Genomic DNA, 15,839 nt, shown 5'->3' on the forward strand with positions numbered 1-15,839 from the left:
TTATCACCATGATATTATCGTACTCAGTATTTTTATTTGTTCGTTAATAACTTTTAATATTTATCTTTTTTTCAGCAGATTGAAACCTCTTCTTTTCTTTAAATTCGTATCTGCGATTTCAAGCTTTAAATTGTAAGAATAATATTAATTAAAAGAGATTCCCGCTTTCGCGGAAAAAGAAGATGAAGCAATATCACGACTTAGTAAAACATGTTTTAGAACACGGTAACGAAAAAGGCGACCGCACAGGAACTGGTACCAAAAGTGTTTTTGGTTATCAAATGCGTTTTGATTTAAGTGAAGGATTTCCAATGGTTACCACAAAAAAACTCCACTTAAAATCGATTATCTATGAGTTGCTTTGGTTTTTAAAAGGCGATACAAATATTAATTATCTTACTGAGAACGGAGTGCGTATTTGGAACGAATGGGCTGATGACAATGGTGATCTCGGACCTGTTTACGGTCATCAATGGCGCAACTGGAATAGTGACGAAGTTGATCAAATTAAAGACGTGATTGAAACCCTAAAAACCAATCCGAATAGTCGTCGTATGCTGGTTTCGGCGTGGAATCCTTCGGTATTACCAGACACTTCAAAATCTTTTGCTGAAAATGTCGCTAACGGAAAAGCAGCATTACCACCTTGCCATGCGTTTTTTCAGTTTTATGTCGCTGATGGCAAATTATCGTGTCAACTCTACCAACGAAGTGCAGACATCTTCCTAGGTGTCCCTTTTAATATTGGATCCTATGCCCTATTTACTATGATGATGGCTCAGGTTTGCGGCTACGAAGCTGGAGAATTTATACACACCTTTGGTGATGCTCATATCTACAGCAATCATTATGAGCAATTAGAATTGCAATTATCTAGAGACATTAGGCCATTGCCAAAAATGATTTTGAATCCTGAAGTAAAAGATATTTTCGACTTTAAATTTGAGGATTTTACTTTAGTAGATTACAATCCGCATCCACATATTAAAGGTGCTGTGGCCGTATAAATCAATATTTTGTCTTTTTTACTCATCATAATTAAGCCTTAAAACTGCAAATCTATTTTAAAACACAAGTTTCTTACTAGCAGTTAGACGGTCTAAATTAAACAGTTAAACACCTATGAAATTTTTATACACACTACTATTAGTAGGCTTGTCTTACTCTGTATCATCTCAAGAGCTTAGATTCCCTGTGTATAGAGGTTGTGATAAAACGGCAAATAATGAGGAATTAAAAAAATGCTCAGAGAAAAAAATCATGGATTTTATCAAATTAAAATTTGATTATGAGATGGCCGACCGTGTATTTCCTACCGAACAATCGACTAAGTTTCAACTTGATTTTGTAATTAATAAAAAAGGGCGAATTGAACAGGTTAATGCTAAAGCAAATCACAAAGCCATAGCTATTCATGCGATTAGATTGGCCAAGCAGCTTCCCAAATTTAAACAACCAGGAACTGTTGACGGTCAAGCTGTTGCTGTTCCGTTTAGCATTTTAATGACCGTTTATTTTCAATAAAAAAGCGCCCAGAAATTAATTCTGGACGCTTTAAAATTGTTTTAAACCCTTTATTATACGTTTAGAACACCATTTTCTGCTGCAGCAAAATCGCTCCATGCATAAGCATCAGCTTGGTCATCGTTGGTCCATTGACCATCTACAACATATCTAAACTCGTACGAGTTATCTTTTTCTAAATCTACAGTACCTTTAAAGGTTCCGTTTTTTAATTTCTTCAATTGAACAGCTTTTTTCTCGTTCCATTCGTTGAATGTTCCAACAACTGCCACCTTTTTAGCTTCTTCAGCAGGCACAGAAAATGTTACCTTACATACTGGCTTGCTTTTTAAGTATTGTTTTGTAATTGCCATAATAATTATGAATTAATTTCTGGGTCAAATGTATAAAAGAATTGTTCACACTCAAACGTTTAGCACTATCAAAACAAAAGAATTATCATTTTGATAAATATGACGTTACATTAGTTTAAAAAACAAAAAATTAAGGGTCATAATTTATGAGATTCGCAATAGCCTGACAGCACTTTAGATATTGATTTTCATGTAGTTAAACACTACAACGATTTCGTTTTTGACCCAATTCGGGATAAAAAAATAATTACAACGTTTGCGTTAAAAAGATTAACTTTACATATAGAAACTTTTGATTTATGTTCGGAAAAAAGAAACAAACACCTCAAATAGATAAAGAACAATTAGCATTAATTAAATATGCTGAAAAACGCATCAAACAAAAAAAGCGTGTTTACATACATTTTGTTGTTTTTTTAATTGGTGCTGTATTTTTAATATTAGCTAATACTGTTTTGGGAATTGGAAAAAATGTTACAATTGCAGGATTAGATTGGTTTGTTATAGCCATTATCTTCTGGCTGGCCTTATTTATATATCATTTTATAAGTGTCTTTATCACTCATAATTTTATGGGAAAAGATTGGGAAGACCAGCAACGTGAGGCCTTAGTCGCAAAGCAACAACAACGTATTGAAAAACTTAAGGCTCAATTTTTAAAGGAAGAAACTGAAATCGCTAAAACCCAAGCTTATAATGAGGTTTTAGAAGACAATAGTTCGAGTCAAAAAAAAAAATCTGAGCTAACCATAATTGTTGCTGCTGGAGAGAACAATGCCATAGGTAAAGACAATGATTTAATCTGGCACCTAAGCGACGATTTAAAGCGTTTTAAGTCTTTAACTAATGGTCACCATATCATTATGGGCAGAAAAACTTTTGAGAGCTTTCCAAAGCCTTTACCAAATCGCACACATATTGTAATTACAAGACAAGATAACTACAAAGCACCAGATGGGGTTATTATAGTCAATAATTTAGAAGATGCACTTGATGCTGCTCGGCATGATAATCAGCCATTTATTATTGGTGGTGGAGAAATTTACAAGCAATCGATGGCATTAGCAGATAAAATTGAAATTACGCGTGTCCATCATCGTTTTGAACAAGCAGACACTTTTTTTCCGGAAATTGACACCTCAACATGGAAAGAAATACATCGTCAGTTTCATGAGAAAGATGAAACCCATAAATTTTCATTTACCTTTTTGACTTATGTGCGTCAATAGTCAATTAAAAACAATTTACAAGTCGCTTTTTCTTATTGTATACCTCTTAATGAGTGCAAAAGGACTAAGTCAATCTCTGTATAAAACACCTTCAGGAAAAAAATATCATTTAGCAAGCTGTAGAATGGTTGAAAATGTTTCTGAAAAGATTACTATTGAAGACATTTCAGTATACAACCTTACAGCATGTAAAATTTGTAAACCTAAACTAAAAACACTATCTAATGCCTTTAGCAGTCCAAATAAAGCTGTTGGCGCATCTGCATCTGTACAATGTAAAGGGATTACAAAAAAGGGAACACGATGCAAACACAAAACACGATTGGCAAATGGCTATTGCTATCAGCATACAAAAAAAAACAACACATCTAATGGCCATCAACCATCGACTGAAACGACAACTACCTTATGTGGAGCTCGTACCAAATCGGGAGGTTATTGTAAACGAAAGGTTAAAAATGGTAGCAGATGCTATCAACATTAACACAGGGTTACACCTAAATACTTCAATACTTTTTTTAACCATAAAAAAAGCGAGATATTAAATAATATCTCGCTTTCTCTATAATACCAATAAGACTATTAATATTATACTTTAGTTAAGACAACTACTAATGGTACATCAGCTACACCACAACCACCTGAACCTCCTTCAAAGTCAAGCATATTAAGTGTAAGGCTTTCTGAATCATCACATGGCTGAGGTAAAATAGAACTTGAATCACCTCCAAGTGTTAAAAGCGTCGTACAACCAATGTTAGTAGACAACCCACTATCAATAATTACCTGACCGTTTGAAAAACCAAATGTTACAGTCATTGTATTATCTGAGCCTCCTGGTTCGTAAGCGACATCAAATTGTCTGCTAAAAGGTCCATTATCACCTTCATTAATTGTTACTACTTGATCTGCAAAAACAGGACCTCCAAAAAGACTATTACCAGACGTTACTGTTAAATTATAGTCTCCTACAAAGTTATTCGTAGAGGCGTCTAAAGTTGGACAAATCTGGATTCTGTAAGCAGTAGGTCTGTCAGAACCTTGAACACCAACAGTAACACCGTCTCTATCGGTAGCAGTCATAACAATATCGAAAACCATAGTTTCAGAGATATTAGCAGCTTCGGCTATATCAAACTGAATTCTAGGGAATTCATTAAACGTTAATGGATCTTTAGTACCTCCATTAGCAACATCTAAAACACCACCTTCTAAATCTGAAAAGAAAAAGTGTGTAGAGTTATTAGCAGGATTTACTAAAACACCATCATTAGAAAATACTGTACTCGGGTTTGGACCAGAGACCGCTACCAAATCATAACTGATTAATAATTCAGATTCTGAAATAGGCACATTAATAAATACAGGAACTTCCAATAAGTTACTTGTATCATAAGTATCTATTGATATACTTCCTGGTTGTCCAGAGGTGACAAACTGAACCCAACCAGTTCTAGGATTATCATCAAATTTACCTTCGTTTTCTCCTTCACTATTATCACAACTATAAGCAATTAATAATGTTAAAGAAAAAAATAATATTTTATAAAGATTTTTCATATGACTTATATTATAGTTTTGTTAATGTAAAGTTCTGAATTGACGTTTGCGAACATGAAGCAAAAGGGTCTTCAGTATAATTAATTGTATGTACAGTGTCACTTGATAGAGAATAACTACCATTGTTTGCTGTACCTGCGCTTGTTAAGATATAATATGGAGGATTTCCAGCCGTACAAGACACAGAAATATCAACATCATTACTTAAATCAAAAAGATTACAAGCTAAAGTAAAAGTAACATCAAGAACGGTATCTACACCTGAACCAGGTAAGAATGTCGTTTCGAATACACGTTCGGTTGGTGTTGGACCAACACGTACATTAACAACACCATTTGAAAAGTTACCATTACTATCTACTAAAGCATAATCACCTACTAGATAAGTATCTGGTACAGGACAAATTTCGAAAACGTTAATTACGATTCTATTTAGATCCATATCAACAGAATCTGGTAAATCTGATAATGAGAAAACAATTTGCTTTACATTAGCATCTACCAAACCATTATCTACACCTGTTACTGTTAAAACACCTTGATAAGAATTTGCAGGTATCATAACTGTACTTGGTAAATTATAAGTTAAAGGATCTGCAGTACTCTCAGCTTCTAAATTAATATTAAAGACTCTATCTGTTGAAGATACTGTACTTGAATTTAAAATAAGATCAACGCTACCTGTATCATCAATAGTGACCGGTAAATTAACTGTCGTATTTGCAAAAGTCAGGAAAGTTCTATTCTCCGATTCTACCCCATTATAAATAACTGGATCAATCGTTTCGTCACAAGACGTTATACTCAGCATGACACCGAGTACAACTATTAGTTTATATATATATTTCATGTTTTTATTTTTCATTTAAATTAGTATCCAGGGTTTTGCGAAATTGCATTATTTCCGTCAAGTTCATTTTGAGGAATAGCTAATGTAAATCTGAAATCGTTTACAGCTAAATTACAAGGTGCATTAAACGAACCACAATCTACTGGAAGTCTACTAACGCCAAGTCCAACATCTGGACCAATACGTTTAAGATCTAAGAAACGCTTACCTTCAAAACAAAACTCTTTACGTCTTTCATCTAAGATATCAACTAAGGCTTCATCTAGTGTAGCATAAGGTGTCGAAGGAGACGCTGCTCCAGTTCTCATATCACGTAAATCTTGAACAGTTTGCGCTGCATCACCTAAAGCGCCATTTCTAGCCTGAATTTCTGCTTTAATTAATTGAATTTCAGAAGATCTGATTAACTTGATATCGTTAACCTGTAAACCTCCAGAACCACCAGGATATTTATTGATTAGCAATTCATTTGCAGGATCATTTAATCCAACCACTGTACTAGCAGGTGCTAAGTTTACATTTCTTCTGATATCATTAGGAAGTTCAGACAATTCATTTAATAACTGATTAGACATTTCTAAAAAGCCATCAGATGGCATTACCTGGTTGAAATAGAATAATCCACCAACACCATTATCACCATTAACTCTTGCAAGTTTAAAAATGACTTCAGTAATATCACCATCAAAGAACATGGCTGCATATTGCGCTTGGTTAGCTAATGGATAAGCTGCTAATAATTCATTGGCTTTAGTTAATACATCGTTTCCAAAATCACCAGTATCAATAGCTAACTTAATTTGTAAAGCTTTGATAACATCATTATTGATATAAATTGGTGTCGATACTGTTGTATTACTAGGATCGATTAAGCTATTTGCTTCTTCTAAATCGGCATTAATAAAAGCAACCGTTTCTGCGACTGTGTTTCTTTCGAAAGCATCAGATGTAAGTGGTACAAAATCAACATTGATTACTGCTAATGCATCAGAATCTTGATAATCTACAGTAAAATATTCGAATAAATCTAAATGTGCTAATGCACGTAAAGCAAGTAACTGACCTTTAATATGATTCACTTCAGTAATCTCACTTGGAACTGTAAATGTTAGATTCCCCATAGCTCTTAATACACGGTTAACGCGATTAATTGTCGCATATCGGTTTGCCCAAATAGCACTAGCTGGACTTCCGCCACCAAAATCAACAAAATATGAATAATCCTGTGCTCCTTGTCCGTTACTAGCCTGACCAGCTTTGATATTATCTGATAAAATTGCATTTGTATAAATAGCATCTCCTGCTCCATTACCACCAAAATCTGGTCCATAGGCAGCATAAGCACCATTTAATCCTGATTGCAAATCTGCAACAGTTTGAAAAGCGACTTCTTCATTAAGCTCACCTTCTTGCACTACTTCGGTCGCATCTTCACAAGAGACCATAAATAGTACCGCTGCAATACTTAGTGTTTTTAAAATATATTTTTTCATTTTTCTTTTTTTTTAAAAATTTATAGTTGCTCCAAAAGTGTAAATTTTTGGCGTTGGGAATTGCCCTCTATTAGTCGCTCTAAAATTTGACTCAGGATCCCAACCTCTAAACTTAGTGAACGTTAAAAGATTTTCTCCTTGAAGGTAAAATCTAACACCTGAAATAGGTGTGTTCTCTAAAAACCTAGTAGGTATCGTATAAGCAAACGTTATGTTTCTCAATCTTAAATACGAAGCATCTTCTAAATATCTATCAGTTGAATTGATGTATCCAACACTAGAAATCGTTGAACCAACTCTTGGGATATCTGTAATATCTCCTGGAGTTTGCCATGCATTGTTTACAGTAACCGATCTGTTTCTACCATTATTAACTGATCCTACAGAAACTTCTTGTAAATCTGCATAATCTAAGTTATTTAACCATACATCAGCAACAAAAGACCATTGCGTAGATAATTCAAATCCTTTATATCTTACATCAGTACTAAAACCACCTTGCCATGTTGGGTAAAATGATTTATCGAGAAATACTCGATCATTTGCAGCATCTAACGTTTCAGTTACAGTGACACCATCAGCTTTTAAGAATAGTGGATTACCATTAGATGGATTAACCCCTAAATATCTTACTAAATAATAAGACCCTAATGCTTGTCCTTCACCTAAAGCAGTAGAACCACCTGTGTTTACTAAACCATTTGTAGATGGTGGCAATTGCTCAATTGTATTTTCATTGTACGATCCATTAGCTGCAACAGAAATTTTCCAGTCTTCATCAGAAAACACTCTGTAATTTAATGCTAATTCAATACCTTCATTTACTAATGACCCAATGTTAGACTGGATAGTAGACGTCGCATTAATTAATGAGATTTGATTGTTTTGGAATAAATCATCCGTTGTTTTGTTATAAACATCAACACTACCACTAAGTTTATTATCTAAGATTGCAAAATCAATACCTATGTTAGTTTGTGTTGTTTCCTCCCACTTTAAGGTTCTATTTTCTAATTGGCTTACTACCGTAGATACTGAACCATTATATCCAGTTCCTGCTACATATAAACTTCTTGTTTGGTTTAAGCCACCATAGTAACCACCTGTAATTCTATCATTACCAGAAACACCATGAGACGCTCTTAATTTTAATAAATCAAAACCAGATCCATCCATAAAGGCTTCATCGCTAATATTCCAACGTCCAGCAACCGACCAGAATGTTCCCCAGGCATTATCTTCAATAAATCTAAAAGAGTTATCACGTCTTATACCTGCAGATATTCCGTATCTACCATCGTATTCATAATCTAGAGTTCCGAAAACAGATAAGTTTCCTACTTCACTCGTAAATGAATTCACTACTGGAATATAAGGATTAACACCTTGTTCAACAGTCGTTCCTGGAATAAATGAAGTTCCTGTACCAACAAGTCTAGGATCTAAACCTGTTTGATCGAAATCAATACCATCTAAAAATCCTTTTGAGTATTCAAAATAAGCAGTAGCTGTAACATCATGCTTATCGTTAAACACATTAGAATAACTAATAGAAGGTGATACATTAAATCTGAAATCACGTGTATAAGTTTCTTCGTGAATACCACCAAATTGTGCTTGATTACCAATAACATTAGCTTGGAATGGTCCTAAAATACTGTTAGGATGTAAAATTTCTAATCGGCTTTCTGTACTTAAATCGGCACCCATTTGAACACGTGCATATAAGTTTTTAGCAAAGTTCCATTCAGAATTAAAAGAGGCTAAAATTTTAATTTCTTCCTCACGGTCTGTATTTAATGCAATACTATTTAATAGTACATATGGGAAGTTGGTTGCTCCATTAGAAAGAATCGCATTCGCATCACCAGGTGTAATTCCACCATCAATAGTTTGCGATCCATCAGCATCATAAATACTTAGATATGGTAATCCTTGTAATGCGGCACTAAATGGATTAAAGAATGTACTTCCACTACCTGCATTATCTAATTCGTTGGTTTCAGAAAATGCTAAGAACAAATTGAGTCCGTAGTTAAATTTCTCATCTTCTGTTTTTCCGTTGAAATTATTTCTTAAAGAAAAACGTTGAAAATCTGAACCAACAAAAATTCCATCCTGTTTAAAATACTGAAGTGATGTAAAGTTATTAGATTTTTCACCACCTGAAGTCATTGTTAAATCATGAGACTCTGTGCGTCCAGTTCTAAAAAAGACATCTGCCCAACTTGTATTAGCTTGTGCTGCAATGGCTGCAATTTCAGAATCTGTTAATCCAGCTCCAAGACCTGCGTTATTTGTTCTTTGAAATTGTAAAATCTCTGTTGAGTTCATTAATTCAAAAGGCTGATCTTGTAATTCACTGTTACCATAAGCAGCAGAGTATCTAAATTTCATACCTTCATTATAACGTCCTTTTTTAGTTGTAATAACAATAGCTCCGTTTGCAGCTCTGTTTCCGTAGATATTTGCTGCACCAGCATCTTTTAATACGGTAAATGTTTCAATATCGTTTGGATTTATACTTCTAAAGTTATCTTCATCTACTGGAATTCCGTCCACAATAAAAAGCGGCTCAATGTTACCATTAATAGAACCAGCACCTCTTAATATAATGGTACTATCTTCACCAGGTTGACCTGATCCTGTTGCAATATTTAAACCAGCAACTTGCCCTTGTAAGTTCTGCAATGCTGATGCATTGGCTCTATCTTCAAGAATTTCTGCTTTTACAGTACTAATTGCGGCAGGATTTTTCTTTAGTGTTGATACACCACCATAGGCAACAACAACTACTTCATCTAAAGTGTTATCGGCTTCCATGATGACATCAATAGTGCTAGTCTCACCTATTAATCGTTCTATAGTCTTTGTTCCTAAATACGAAAACACTAACGTTTCACCAGTACTAGCTTGAATAGAGTAGCCTCCATCAAAATCTGTTTGCTGACCTCTGGAAGTTCCTTTAACAATGACATTAACACCTATTAGAGGCATTCCGTCTTCGGCTGATGTAACCTTTCCTGTGATAGTCCTCTCTTGTGCGAAACTAGAAGTCACACTTAAAAACAAGAGCACTAACACTAAACCATAATTTTTTACTTTCATAAACTTTAATTTTTAATTATTACGAGTTAGTTATAGTGCAATTGAAAAAGGCAGACAGTGTCATTATTTTTAAAGACTAATTCAAAATAATTACTTATGTATGAAATTAAAGTTAACATGGATATTTCATAGTAGTAAGACAACACTGCCGTGCCTTGCAATTGCTAGTGTAAAAAAAGAGAAGTTTAATAGTATTTTCGGCAATTCCGATAATAGTTTACCACTTCCCGACATGTATTTACCACTTATTTTCCTGTAGCTGAAAACTGATAAGTTTACAATGTTAACATCCAGCTAATCTTAAAAAAGACAATACATTAGGAAGTAATTAGTTAGGAGATTGATTAAGCTTTGATATTGACTAAATCATTAAATTGTCATTAAATGTTGAAACTTAATTTAATTAAACTAGAATTTAGATTGATGTGTTTTGAGTTAGTGTACAGAATGGAATGAAATGACTATAATTTAGAATTATTGAAACCATTATTCGACATAGAATGACTTATGTATTAATCAAAAGATCTAAATAAAAATGAGGTGATTGTTTTTAATCAATAATAAATATCCAAGAGTAGTCTCTTGTTAGATTTTGGAATTAAAAGTATGAATGAATTGGTGCAGCGCGTAATTCACTAGACAGCTTGAGCCATTCTGGTTCTAAACTGAGTTGGTGTCATATCCATACGCTTTTTGAAAGCATTGTTAAAAGTGACTTTGTTATTGAAGCCCACTTCGTATAGAATTTCTGAAATCGTCATAGTACACTCATTATCCTGAAGTAATTCTTTAGCATCTTCAATTCTGAAATCGTTTAAAAAATCAAAGAAGTTCTCATTAAAGTGCTCGTTGATAATTTGAGACGTATTATGTTTAGTCGTTCCTAGCAAGATTGACAATTCTTCTAAATTTAAATTGTTGTTTTTATAGGCTTTTTCATCAATCATCAATTCGATAAGTTTTTGCTTTAACTCGGCAGCTAAACTAGGAATCAATCCCGATTTTTCATACTTAATAGCATTAAAAGCACCTTGAACATTAAAGCCCCAGAAAATTTGTGGCTGAACCAATCCAAAAACACCAATTAATATAATAAATGAAGAAATCAAAAGACAGGTAACATAATCCCAGCCACCACGGTAAAAGAAACTAAAATTACTTAAAATGGAATACAAGAAAAATGACAGCACAAATCCCCCATACATATATATCATATAATGTAGCCATTTAACCACATTGGCTCCAACACTATGTTTTGCCTTTTGAATAATTTTATATGCAACAACAAAATAGAAAAACATTTGGGCATTTCTCAACCAGTCATAATATACAATATCCATGAGGTCGTAATACAATTTGTTTTCAGGTTTCAAAAGATGAAAAGACGCATAAAAAGAAAATGCAATAAAAAACAGAGAAAAATGCAACAACTTATTCTTGTAAGTATATTTTAGTTTGAACAAATCCTTGACATAGAACAGTAATAAAGGACCTAAAATGAACAGTGCTGGCACCCACAACTTTCTAAAAAGCACAAACGGGTATTCATAAAGGTAACGACTCTTGTATAATACGTAGAAAATTAAAATACACGAAAATGTCAAGACGAATAAACCTAAACTTTTATTGGCTTTTGAGCTTCCTTTTCGCCTAAAAAACATGATTACAAAAAGCAAAATACCTTGAAAAGCTATAAATAAAAAAATGCTAGTCCATATGTTTAACTTAGGTCTATACGTATCTAATAATTTTACAAATGCTTCATTTTCATTTAAGCTGGTAAAAGGATCGACTTCAAAGCGCTCTGGTTTTGCTTTTCGATCTAAAGCTTTTTCTATATAACCCAAAGAGGCATCAATGTCTCCTAATTTTAGTTCAGCTTTTGCTAAATGAAAGTATAAATCTGGTTTTATATAATAACCATTGACTTTAGCTTTGATCAAACTATTTTTAGCAGACAAAAAATCGCCTACTTGTTCTTCACAAAGGCCTTTAAAAAACCAAAAATCTGCTGAATTGACATTAAGCGCTATAACATCTTCAGAAACAGGAAGAATAGCACTAGAAGTTCCATTTTCATAATTACTCTTTAGAATTTTTACTATATCCTCATTTTGTGCATTTAGCTGAACACCAAATGCCAAAAAACAGATAAGAATAAAGTTTCTAAATTTCATTTCACTTTTTGTTTTAAAAATACCAAGTTATTTTCATAAATGTTTTAGAATTGGTAAAAAAAGGTAAATCCCGATGTATTTTTACCTCGTTTAACATAAATTAACATAACTTATCTGTCGATTAACATAAAATTAAGTTATTCAATTTCACGACTATAAAACCATTAAAATTTAAATTAGCATCTTATTTATAACTAATTTCGTGAAATGATAAAAGAATTGCAACTTCGCCTTACACTTCAGGAAGAACGTCAACCAAATATTTTAATTCATAAGGTTTCACAATTTTTGAATGTGGAAACTGAAGCCATTTCCGCAGTAAAAATTCTTCGGAAATCTATTGATGCTCGAAAAAAAACAATCATTTTAAATTATAAATTGGAAGTCTACATCAACGAACTTCCTCCAGATAAATCAACTTACACATTTCATTACAAAGATGTTTCTAATGCCAAACCAATTCATATTATTGGCTTCGGTCCTGCAGGAATGTATGCTGCCTTACGCTGTATCGAACTCGGATTTAAACCTATCGTTTTAGAACGCGGAAAAAATGTTCAGGATAGACGTCGTGACTTAAAAGCTATCAACCAAGACCATCATGTGAATGAAGACTCCAATTATTGCTTTGGAGAAGGTGGCGCAGGCACGTATAGCGATGGCAAACTATACACCAGAAGTTTAAAACGAGGCGATGTTAGAAAAATATTTGAAAACCTAGTTTATCATGGTGCTACTGAGCAAATTCTAGTTGATGCGCATCCACATATTGGCACCAATAAACTTCCCAAAGTTGTAAAAAATATACGTGAAACCATTATAAAGTATGGTGGTGAAGTGCATTTTGAAACTCGTGTCACCGATTTTAATATTAGCAACCAAACTATTCAATCGATCATACTACAAAAAGGTGATGAACTCAAAGTTGATCAAGTTATTTTAGCAACAGGTCATTCGGCTCGTGATATCTATTATTTATTACACGACAAAAACATTAAACTTGAAGCCAAATCCTTTGCTATGGGTGTGCGAGTAGAACACCCACAAGCTATTATTGACGGCATTCAATACCACTGCAAAGGCGACGTACGAGACGAATTATTACCTGCTGCTTCCTATAGCTTAGTGCAACAAGTTAACGATAGAGGCGTCTATTCATTTTGTATGTGTCCTGGCGGATTTATTGTTCCGGCAGCAACGGCAAATGGTGAAGTTGTTGTAAACGGAATGTCACCATCTAAGCGAAATAATGTGTATGCCAATTCTGGAATTGTCGTTGAAATTAATGCCGATAAAGACCTTTATAAATATGAGCATTTTGGCGCATTAAAAGGATTAGAATATCAAAAAGATTTAGAGCGTTTAGCTTTTACTTCTGGCGGACGATCACAAACGGCACCAGCGCAAAGATTAACCGACTTTGTTGAAGGCAGATTATCGAGTAGCTTAAACTCGAGCTCTTATCAACCCGGAATAAAATCGGCACCTCTACATTCCCTCCTACCCAAACTTATCGGAAGTTCTCTTCGGAAAGGGTTTAAAGCCTTTGGAGATAAAATGCATGGCTATTATACCGCTGAAGCGAACATTATTGGTGTAGAATCTAGAACCTCATCACCTGTAAATATCCCTCGAACCGAGACTTTAGCGCATCCAGAACTCTCTAATTTGTTTCCTTGTGGCGAAGGTGGTGGTTATGCGGGAGGCATTATATCTGCAGCTATGGATGGCGAACGCTGTGCCGAAGCAGCTTGCTCTTAAAATTTTCAGTCTCAATCGCAGTTGAGTGTCAATCATAACATAACTGAAAACTGCAACTAAACTCTATAATTGATTATAATATTATTCCTATTTTTGCAACTTAAATTAAGACTAAAAACATGAACGCATATATTTTTCCAGGTCAAGGTGCTCAGTTCTCAGGAATGGGATTAGACCTTTACGAAAACTCAGCTTTAGCACAAGAATTATTTGAGACCGCAAATAACATCTTAGGCTTTCCTATTACAGATGTTATGTTTGAAGGTTCTGCTGAAGATCTAAAAGAAACTAAAGTAACCCAACCTGCTATCTTTTTACATTCTGTAATATTAGCTAAAACTTTAGGTGATAACTTTAAACCAGATATGGTTGCAGGTCATTCACTAGGTGAATTTTCTGCTCTTGTTGCCGCTGGCGCATTAACTTTTGAAGATGGTTTAAAACTGGTCTCTCAACGTGCCCAAGCCATGCAAAAAGCCTGTGAATTACAACCAAGTACTATGGCTGCTGTATTAGGTTTAGATGACGATGTTGTTGAAAAAGTATGTGCTACAACCGAAGGCATTGTCGTTGCAGCAAATTATAACTGTCCGGGTCAATTAGTTATTTCTGGTGAAGTTGACGCTATTAATAAAGCCTGCGAAACCTTAAAAGAAGAAGGTGCGCGTCGTGCTTTGGTTCTTCCGGTAGGAGGAGCTTTTCATTCACCTTTAATGGAACCTGCTCGTGAAGAGTTAGCGGCAGCGATTGAAAACACAACGTTTAGCAAACCTAATTGTCCTATATACCAAAATGTAACAGCAACTGCCATTACTGACGAAAATGAAATTAAAGCAAACTTGATTTCTCAGTTAACAGCACCTGTTCGATGGACCCAATCTGTTCAGCAAATGATTGCAGATGGTGCTACACATTTCACCGAAGTTGGTCCAGGTAAAGTATTGCAAGGACTTGTTAAGAAAATTGACAGACAAGCAGAAACAGCTTCAGCATCTATAGAAACTAATGCCTAAAGACTCCCCATATTTTGAATAGAAATTTATTTATCTCACTCCTTATTATATTTAATATTGCTATTGACCAGATTTCAAAAATCATTGTTAGAGCAACTATAGATCCTGGTGAACGTATTCAAGTTATAGGTGATACCTTTTTAATGATGAATGTAGAAAACGAAGGCGCTTTTTTGGGTATGGGAAGCGACATGAATGATACGCTTAAACTTCTACTTTTAAAAATTTTACCCATAGCCGTTTTATGTTATCTGGTCTATTACATTATAAAGAATAAATCTTTAGACAAGCTGAGTTTAATTGCCTTATCTTGTATTGCTGGAGGAGGAATCGCAAACGTTTTTGATCGTATTGCCTTTGGTTCGGTTACCGATTTCTTTCATTTAGATTTTGGTGGCGTCTTTAGAACAGGAATCTTTAACGTAGCAGATATGTCGGTTACTTTTGGAATGCTTATTCTACTCTATACCGTATTATTTACAAAGAAAACCAAGACAAGTACAATATAAAAAAAAAGCCCTGACAAATTTGTCAGGGCTTTTTTTTATGCTATTTCGCTAAGCTAATATTTTCACAATCTTTGACTTCACCGTAATAGGTTTCTCTATACTTATGAAGTGTTTTGTAAGGAAAATTTAAAAATTGTTTTTTGATGTAGGTTACATTTGTTGACAATGCGCCCATCTTTTTGGTAAACCTAACTTCAGGTTTTGTTTCTCTTTTAATACTTATCAATTTCATTGGTTTTCATTTATCATTAGCGCCAAAGAA

At 34.1% G+C, this 15,839-nt stretch carries 14 protein-coding genes; 7 read left to right on the forward strand and 7 right to left on the reverse strand.

Annotation, left to right across the window (positions count from 1 at the left end; translation table 11 throughout):
- Window positions 1–182: 182 nt before the first annotated feature.
- Both N4270_RS00720 and N4270_RS00725 read left to right on the forward strand, forming a co-directional pair.
- On the forward strand, window positions 183–1,007 hold the full coding sequence (locus N4270_RS00720) for a thymidylate synthase (protein ID WP_260094879.1): 825 nt from the start codon (window positions 183–185) through the stop codon (window positions 1,005–1,007).
- Between the two features lie 115 nt (window positions 1,008–1,122).
- On the forward strand, window positions 1,123–1,524 hold the full coding sequence (locus N4270_RS00725) for a hypothetical protein (protein ID WP_260094880.1): 402 nt from the start codon (window positions 1,123–1,125) through the stop codon (window positions 1,522–1,524).
- Between the two features lie 53 nt (window positions 1,525–1,577).
- Here the strand turns inward: N4270_RS00725 and N4270_RS00730 are convergent, their stop codons facing one another.
- Window positions 1,578–1,877, reverse strand: coding sequence for an isoamylase early set domain-containing protein (locus tag N4270_RS00730; protein WP_260094881.1), 300 nt, complete (start codon window positions 1,875–1,877; stop codon window positions 1,578–1,580).
- Window positions 1,878–2,176: 299 nt separating this feature from the next.
- Here N4270_RS00730 and N4270_RS00735 point away from each other — a divergent pair, with 299 nt between their 5' ends.
- Window positions 2,177–3,106 carry a dihydrofolate reductase gene (locus tag N4270_RS00735; RefSeq protein ID WP_260094882.1) on the forward strand — a complete coding sequence of 310 codons (930 nt, stop codon included), beginning with the start codon at window positions 2,177–2,179 and terminating at the stop codon, window positions 3,104–3,106.
- Between the two features lie 49 nt (window positions 3,107–3,155).
- Complete coding sequence (locus tag N4270_RS00740) at window positions 3,156–3,590, forward strand: DUF5763 domain-containing protein (protein ID WP_260094883.1); 435 nt, start codon at window positions 3,156–3,158, stop codon at window positions 3,588–3,590.
- A gap of 104 nt (window positions 3,591–3,694) precedes the next feature.
- On the opposite strand, the gene N4270_RS00745 is transcribed toward N4270_RS00740, so the two are convergent.
- From N4270_RS00745 to N4270_RS00765, 5 genes are all read right to left on the reverse strand, one after another.
- Window positions 3,695–4,666 (reverse strand): hypothetical protein, encoded by a 972-nt coding sequence (locus N4270_RS00745; protein WP_260094884.1) that lies wholly within the window; start codon window positions 4,664–4,666, stop codon window positions 3,695–3,697.
- Between the two features lie 10 nt (window positions 4,667–4,676).
- Entirely contained in the window at window positions 4,677–5,516 is an 840-nt protein-coding gene (locus N4270_RS00750; protein ID WP_260094885.1) for a hypothetical protein, read from the reverse strand.
- A gap of 20 nt (window positions 5,517–5,536) precedes the next feature.
- Complete coding sequence (locus N4270_RS00755) at window positions 5,537–7,009, reverse strand: RagB/SusD family nutrient uptake outer membrane protein (protein ID WP_260094886.1); 1,473 nt, start codon at window positions 7,007–7,009, stop codon at window positions 5,537–5,539.
- Window positions 7,010–7,021: 12 nt separating this feature from the next.
- Window positions 7,022–10,117: a SusC/RagA family TonB-linked outer membrane protein gene (locus N4270_RS00760; protein WP_260094887.1), complete on the reverse strand. Its 3,096-nt coding sequence runs from the start codon at window positions 10,115–10,117 to the stop codon at window positions 7,022–7,024.
- Window positions 10,118–10,752: 635 nt separating this feature from the next.
- Window positions 10,753–12,294, reverse strand: coding sequence for an AraC family transcriptional regulator (locus N4270_RS00765; RefSeq protein WP_260094888.1), 1,542 nt, complete (start codon window positions 12,292–12,294; stop codon window positions 10,753–10,755).
- A 207-nt stretch (window positions 12,295–12,501) separates the two neighbouring features.
- Between N4270_RS00765 and N4270_RS00770 the strand changes: the two genes are divergently transcribed.
- The 3 genes from N4270_RS00770 (at window position 12,502) to lspA (ending at window position 15,577) form a co-directional block, all read left to right on the forward strand.
- The gene (locus N4270_RS00770) at window positions 12,502–14,055 is read left to right on the forward strand and encodes an NAD(P)/FAD-dependent oxidoreductase (RefSeq protein ID WP_260094889.1); all 1,554 of its coding nucleotides are present in this window, start codon (window positions 12,502–12,504) and stop codon (window positions 14,053–14,055) included.
- Window positions 14,056–14,174: 119 nt separating this feature from the next.
- Entirely contained in the window at window positions 14,175–15,068 is an 894-nt protein-coding gene (gene fabD, locus N4270_RS00775; protein WP_260094890.1) for an ACP S-malonyltransferase, read from the forward strand.
- A 14-nt stretch (window positions 15,069–15,082) separates the two neighbouring features.
- Window positions 15,083–15,577 (forward strand): signal peptidase II, encoded by a 495-nt coding sequence (lspA, locus tag N4270_RS00780; RefSeq protein ID WP_260094891.1) that lies wholly within the window; start codon window positions 15,083–15,085, stop codon window positions 15,575–15,577.
- A 40-nt stretch (window positions 15,578–15,617) separates the two neighbouring features.
- Here the strand turns inward: lspA and N4270_RS00785 are convergent, their stop codons facing one another.
- Entirely contained in the window at window positions 15,618–15,809 is a 192-nt protein-coding gene (locus N4270_RS00785; RefSeq protein WP_260094892.1) for a hypothetical protein, read from the reverse strand.
- Window positions 15,810–15,839 lie beyond the last annotated feature (30 nt).

This window comes from Psychroserpens sp. SPM9, from assembly GCF_025153525.1.
GTDB lineage: Bacteria > Bacteroidota > Bacteroidia > Flavobacteriales > Flavobacteriaceae > Psychroserpens.

Bases quoted from the DNA above. Each gene is read 5' to 3' on its own strand.
- N4270_RS00720 (WP_260094879.1), top strand. From the start codon at position 183: ATGAAGCAATATCACGACTTAGTAAAACATGTTTTAGAACACGGTAAC.
- N4270_RS00725 (WP_260094880.1), top strand. From the start codon at position 1,123: ATGAAATTTTTATACACACTACTATTAGTAGGCTTGTCTTACTCTGTA.
- N4270_RS00730 (WP_260094881.1), bottom strand. From the start codon at position 1,877: ATGGCAATTACAAAACAATACTTAAAAAGCAAGCCAGTATGTAAGGTA.
- N4270_RS00735 (WP_260094882.1), top strand. From the start codon at position 2,177: ATGTTCGGAAAAAAGAAACAAACACCTCAAATAGATAAAGAACAATTA.
- N4270_RS00740 (WP_260094883.1), top strand. From the start codon at position 3,156: ATGAGTGCAAAAGGACTAAGTCAATCTCTGTATAAAACACCTTCAGGA.
- N4270_RS00745 (WP_260094884.1), bottom strand. From the start codon at position 4,666: ATGAAAAATCTTTATAAAATATTATTTTTTTCTTTAACATTATTAATT.
- N4270_RS00750 (WP_260094885.1), bottom strand. From the start codon at position 5,516: ATGAAATATATATATAAACTAATAGTTGTACTCGGTGTCATGCTGAGT.
- N4270_RS00755 (WP_260094886.1), bottom strand. From the start codon at position 7,009: ATGAAAAAATATATTTTAAAAACACTAAGTATTGCAGCGGTACTATTT.
- N4270_RS00760 (WP_260094887.1), bottom strand. From the start codon at position 10,117: ATGAAAGTAAAAAATTATGGTTTAGTGTTAGTGCTCTTGTTTTTAAGT.
- N4270_RS00765 (WP_260094888.1), bottom strand. From the start codon at position 12,294: ATGAAATTTAGAAACTTTATTCTTATCTGTTTTTTGGCATTTGGTGTT.
- N4270_RS00770 (WP_260094889.1), top strand. From the start codon at position 12,502: ATGATAAAAGAATTGCAACTTCGCCTTACACTTCAGGAAGAACGTCAA.
- fabD (WP_260094890.1), top strand. From the start codon at position 14,175: ATGAACGCATATATTTTTCCAGGTCAAGGTGCTCAGTTCTCAGGAATG.
- N4270_RS00785 (WP_260094892.1), bottom strand. From the start codon at position 15,809: ATGAAATTGATAAGTATTAAAAGAGAAACAAAACCTGAAGTTAGGTTT.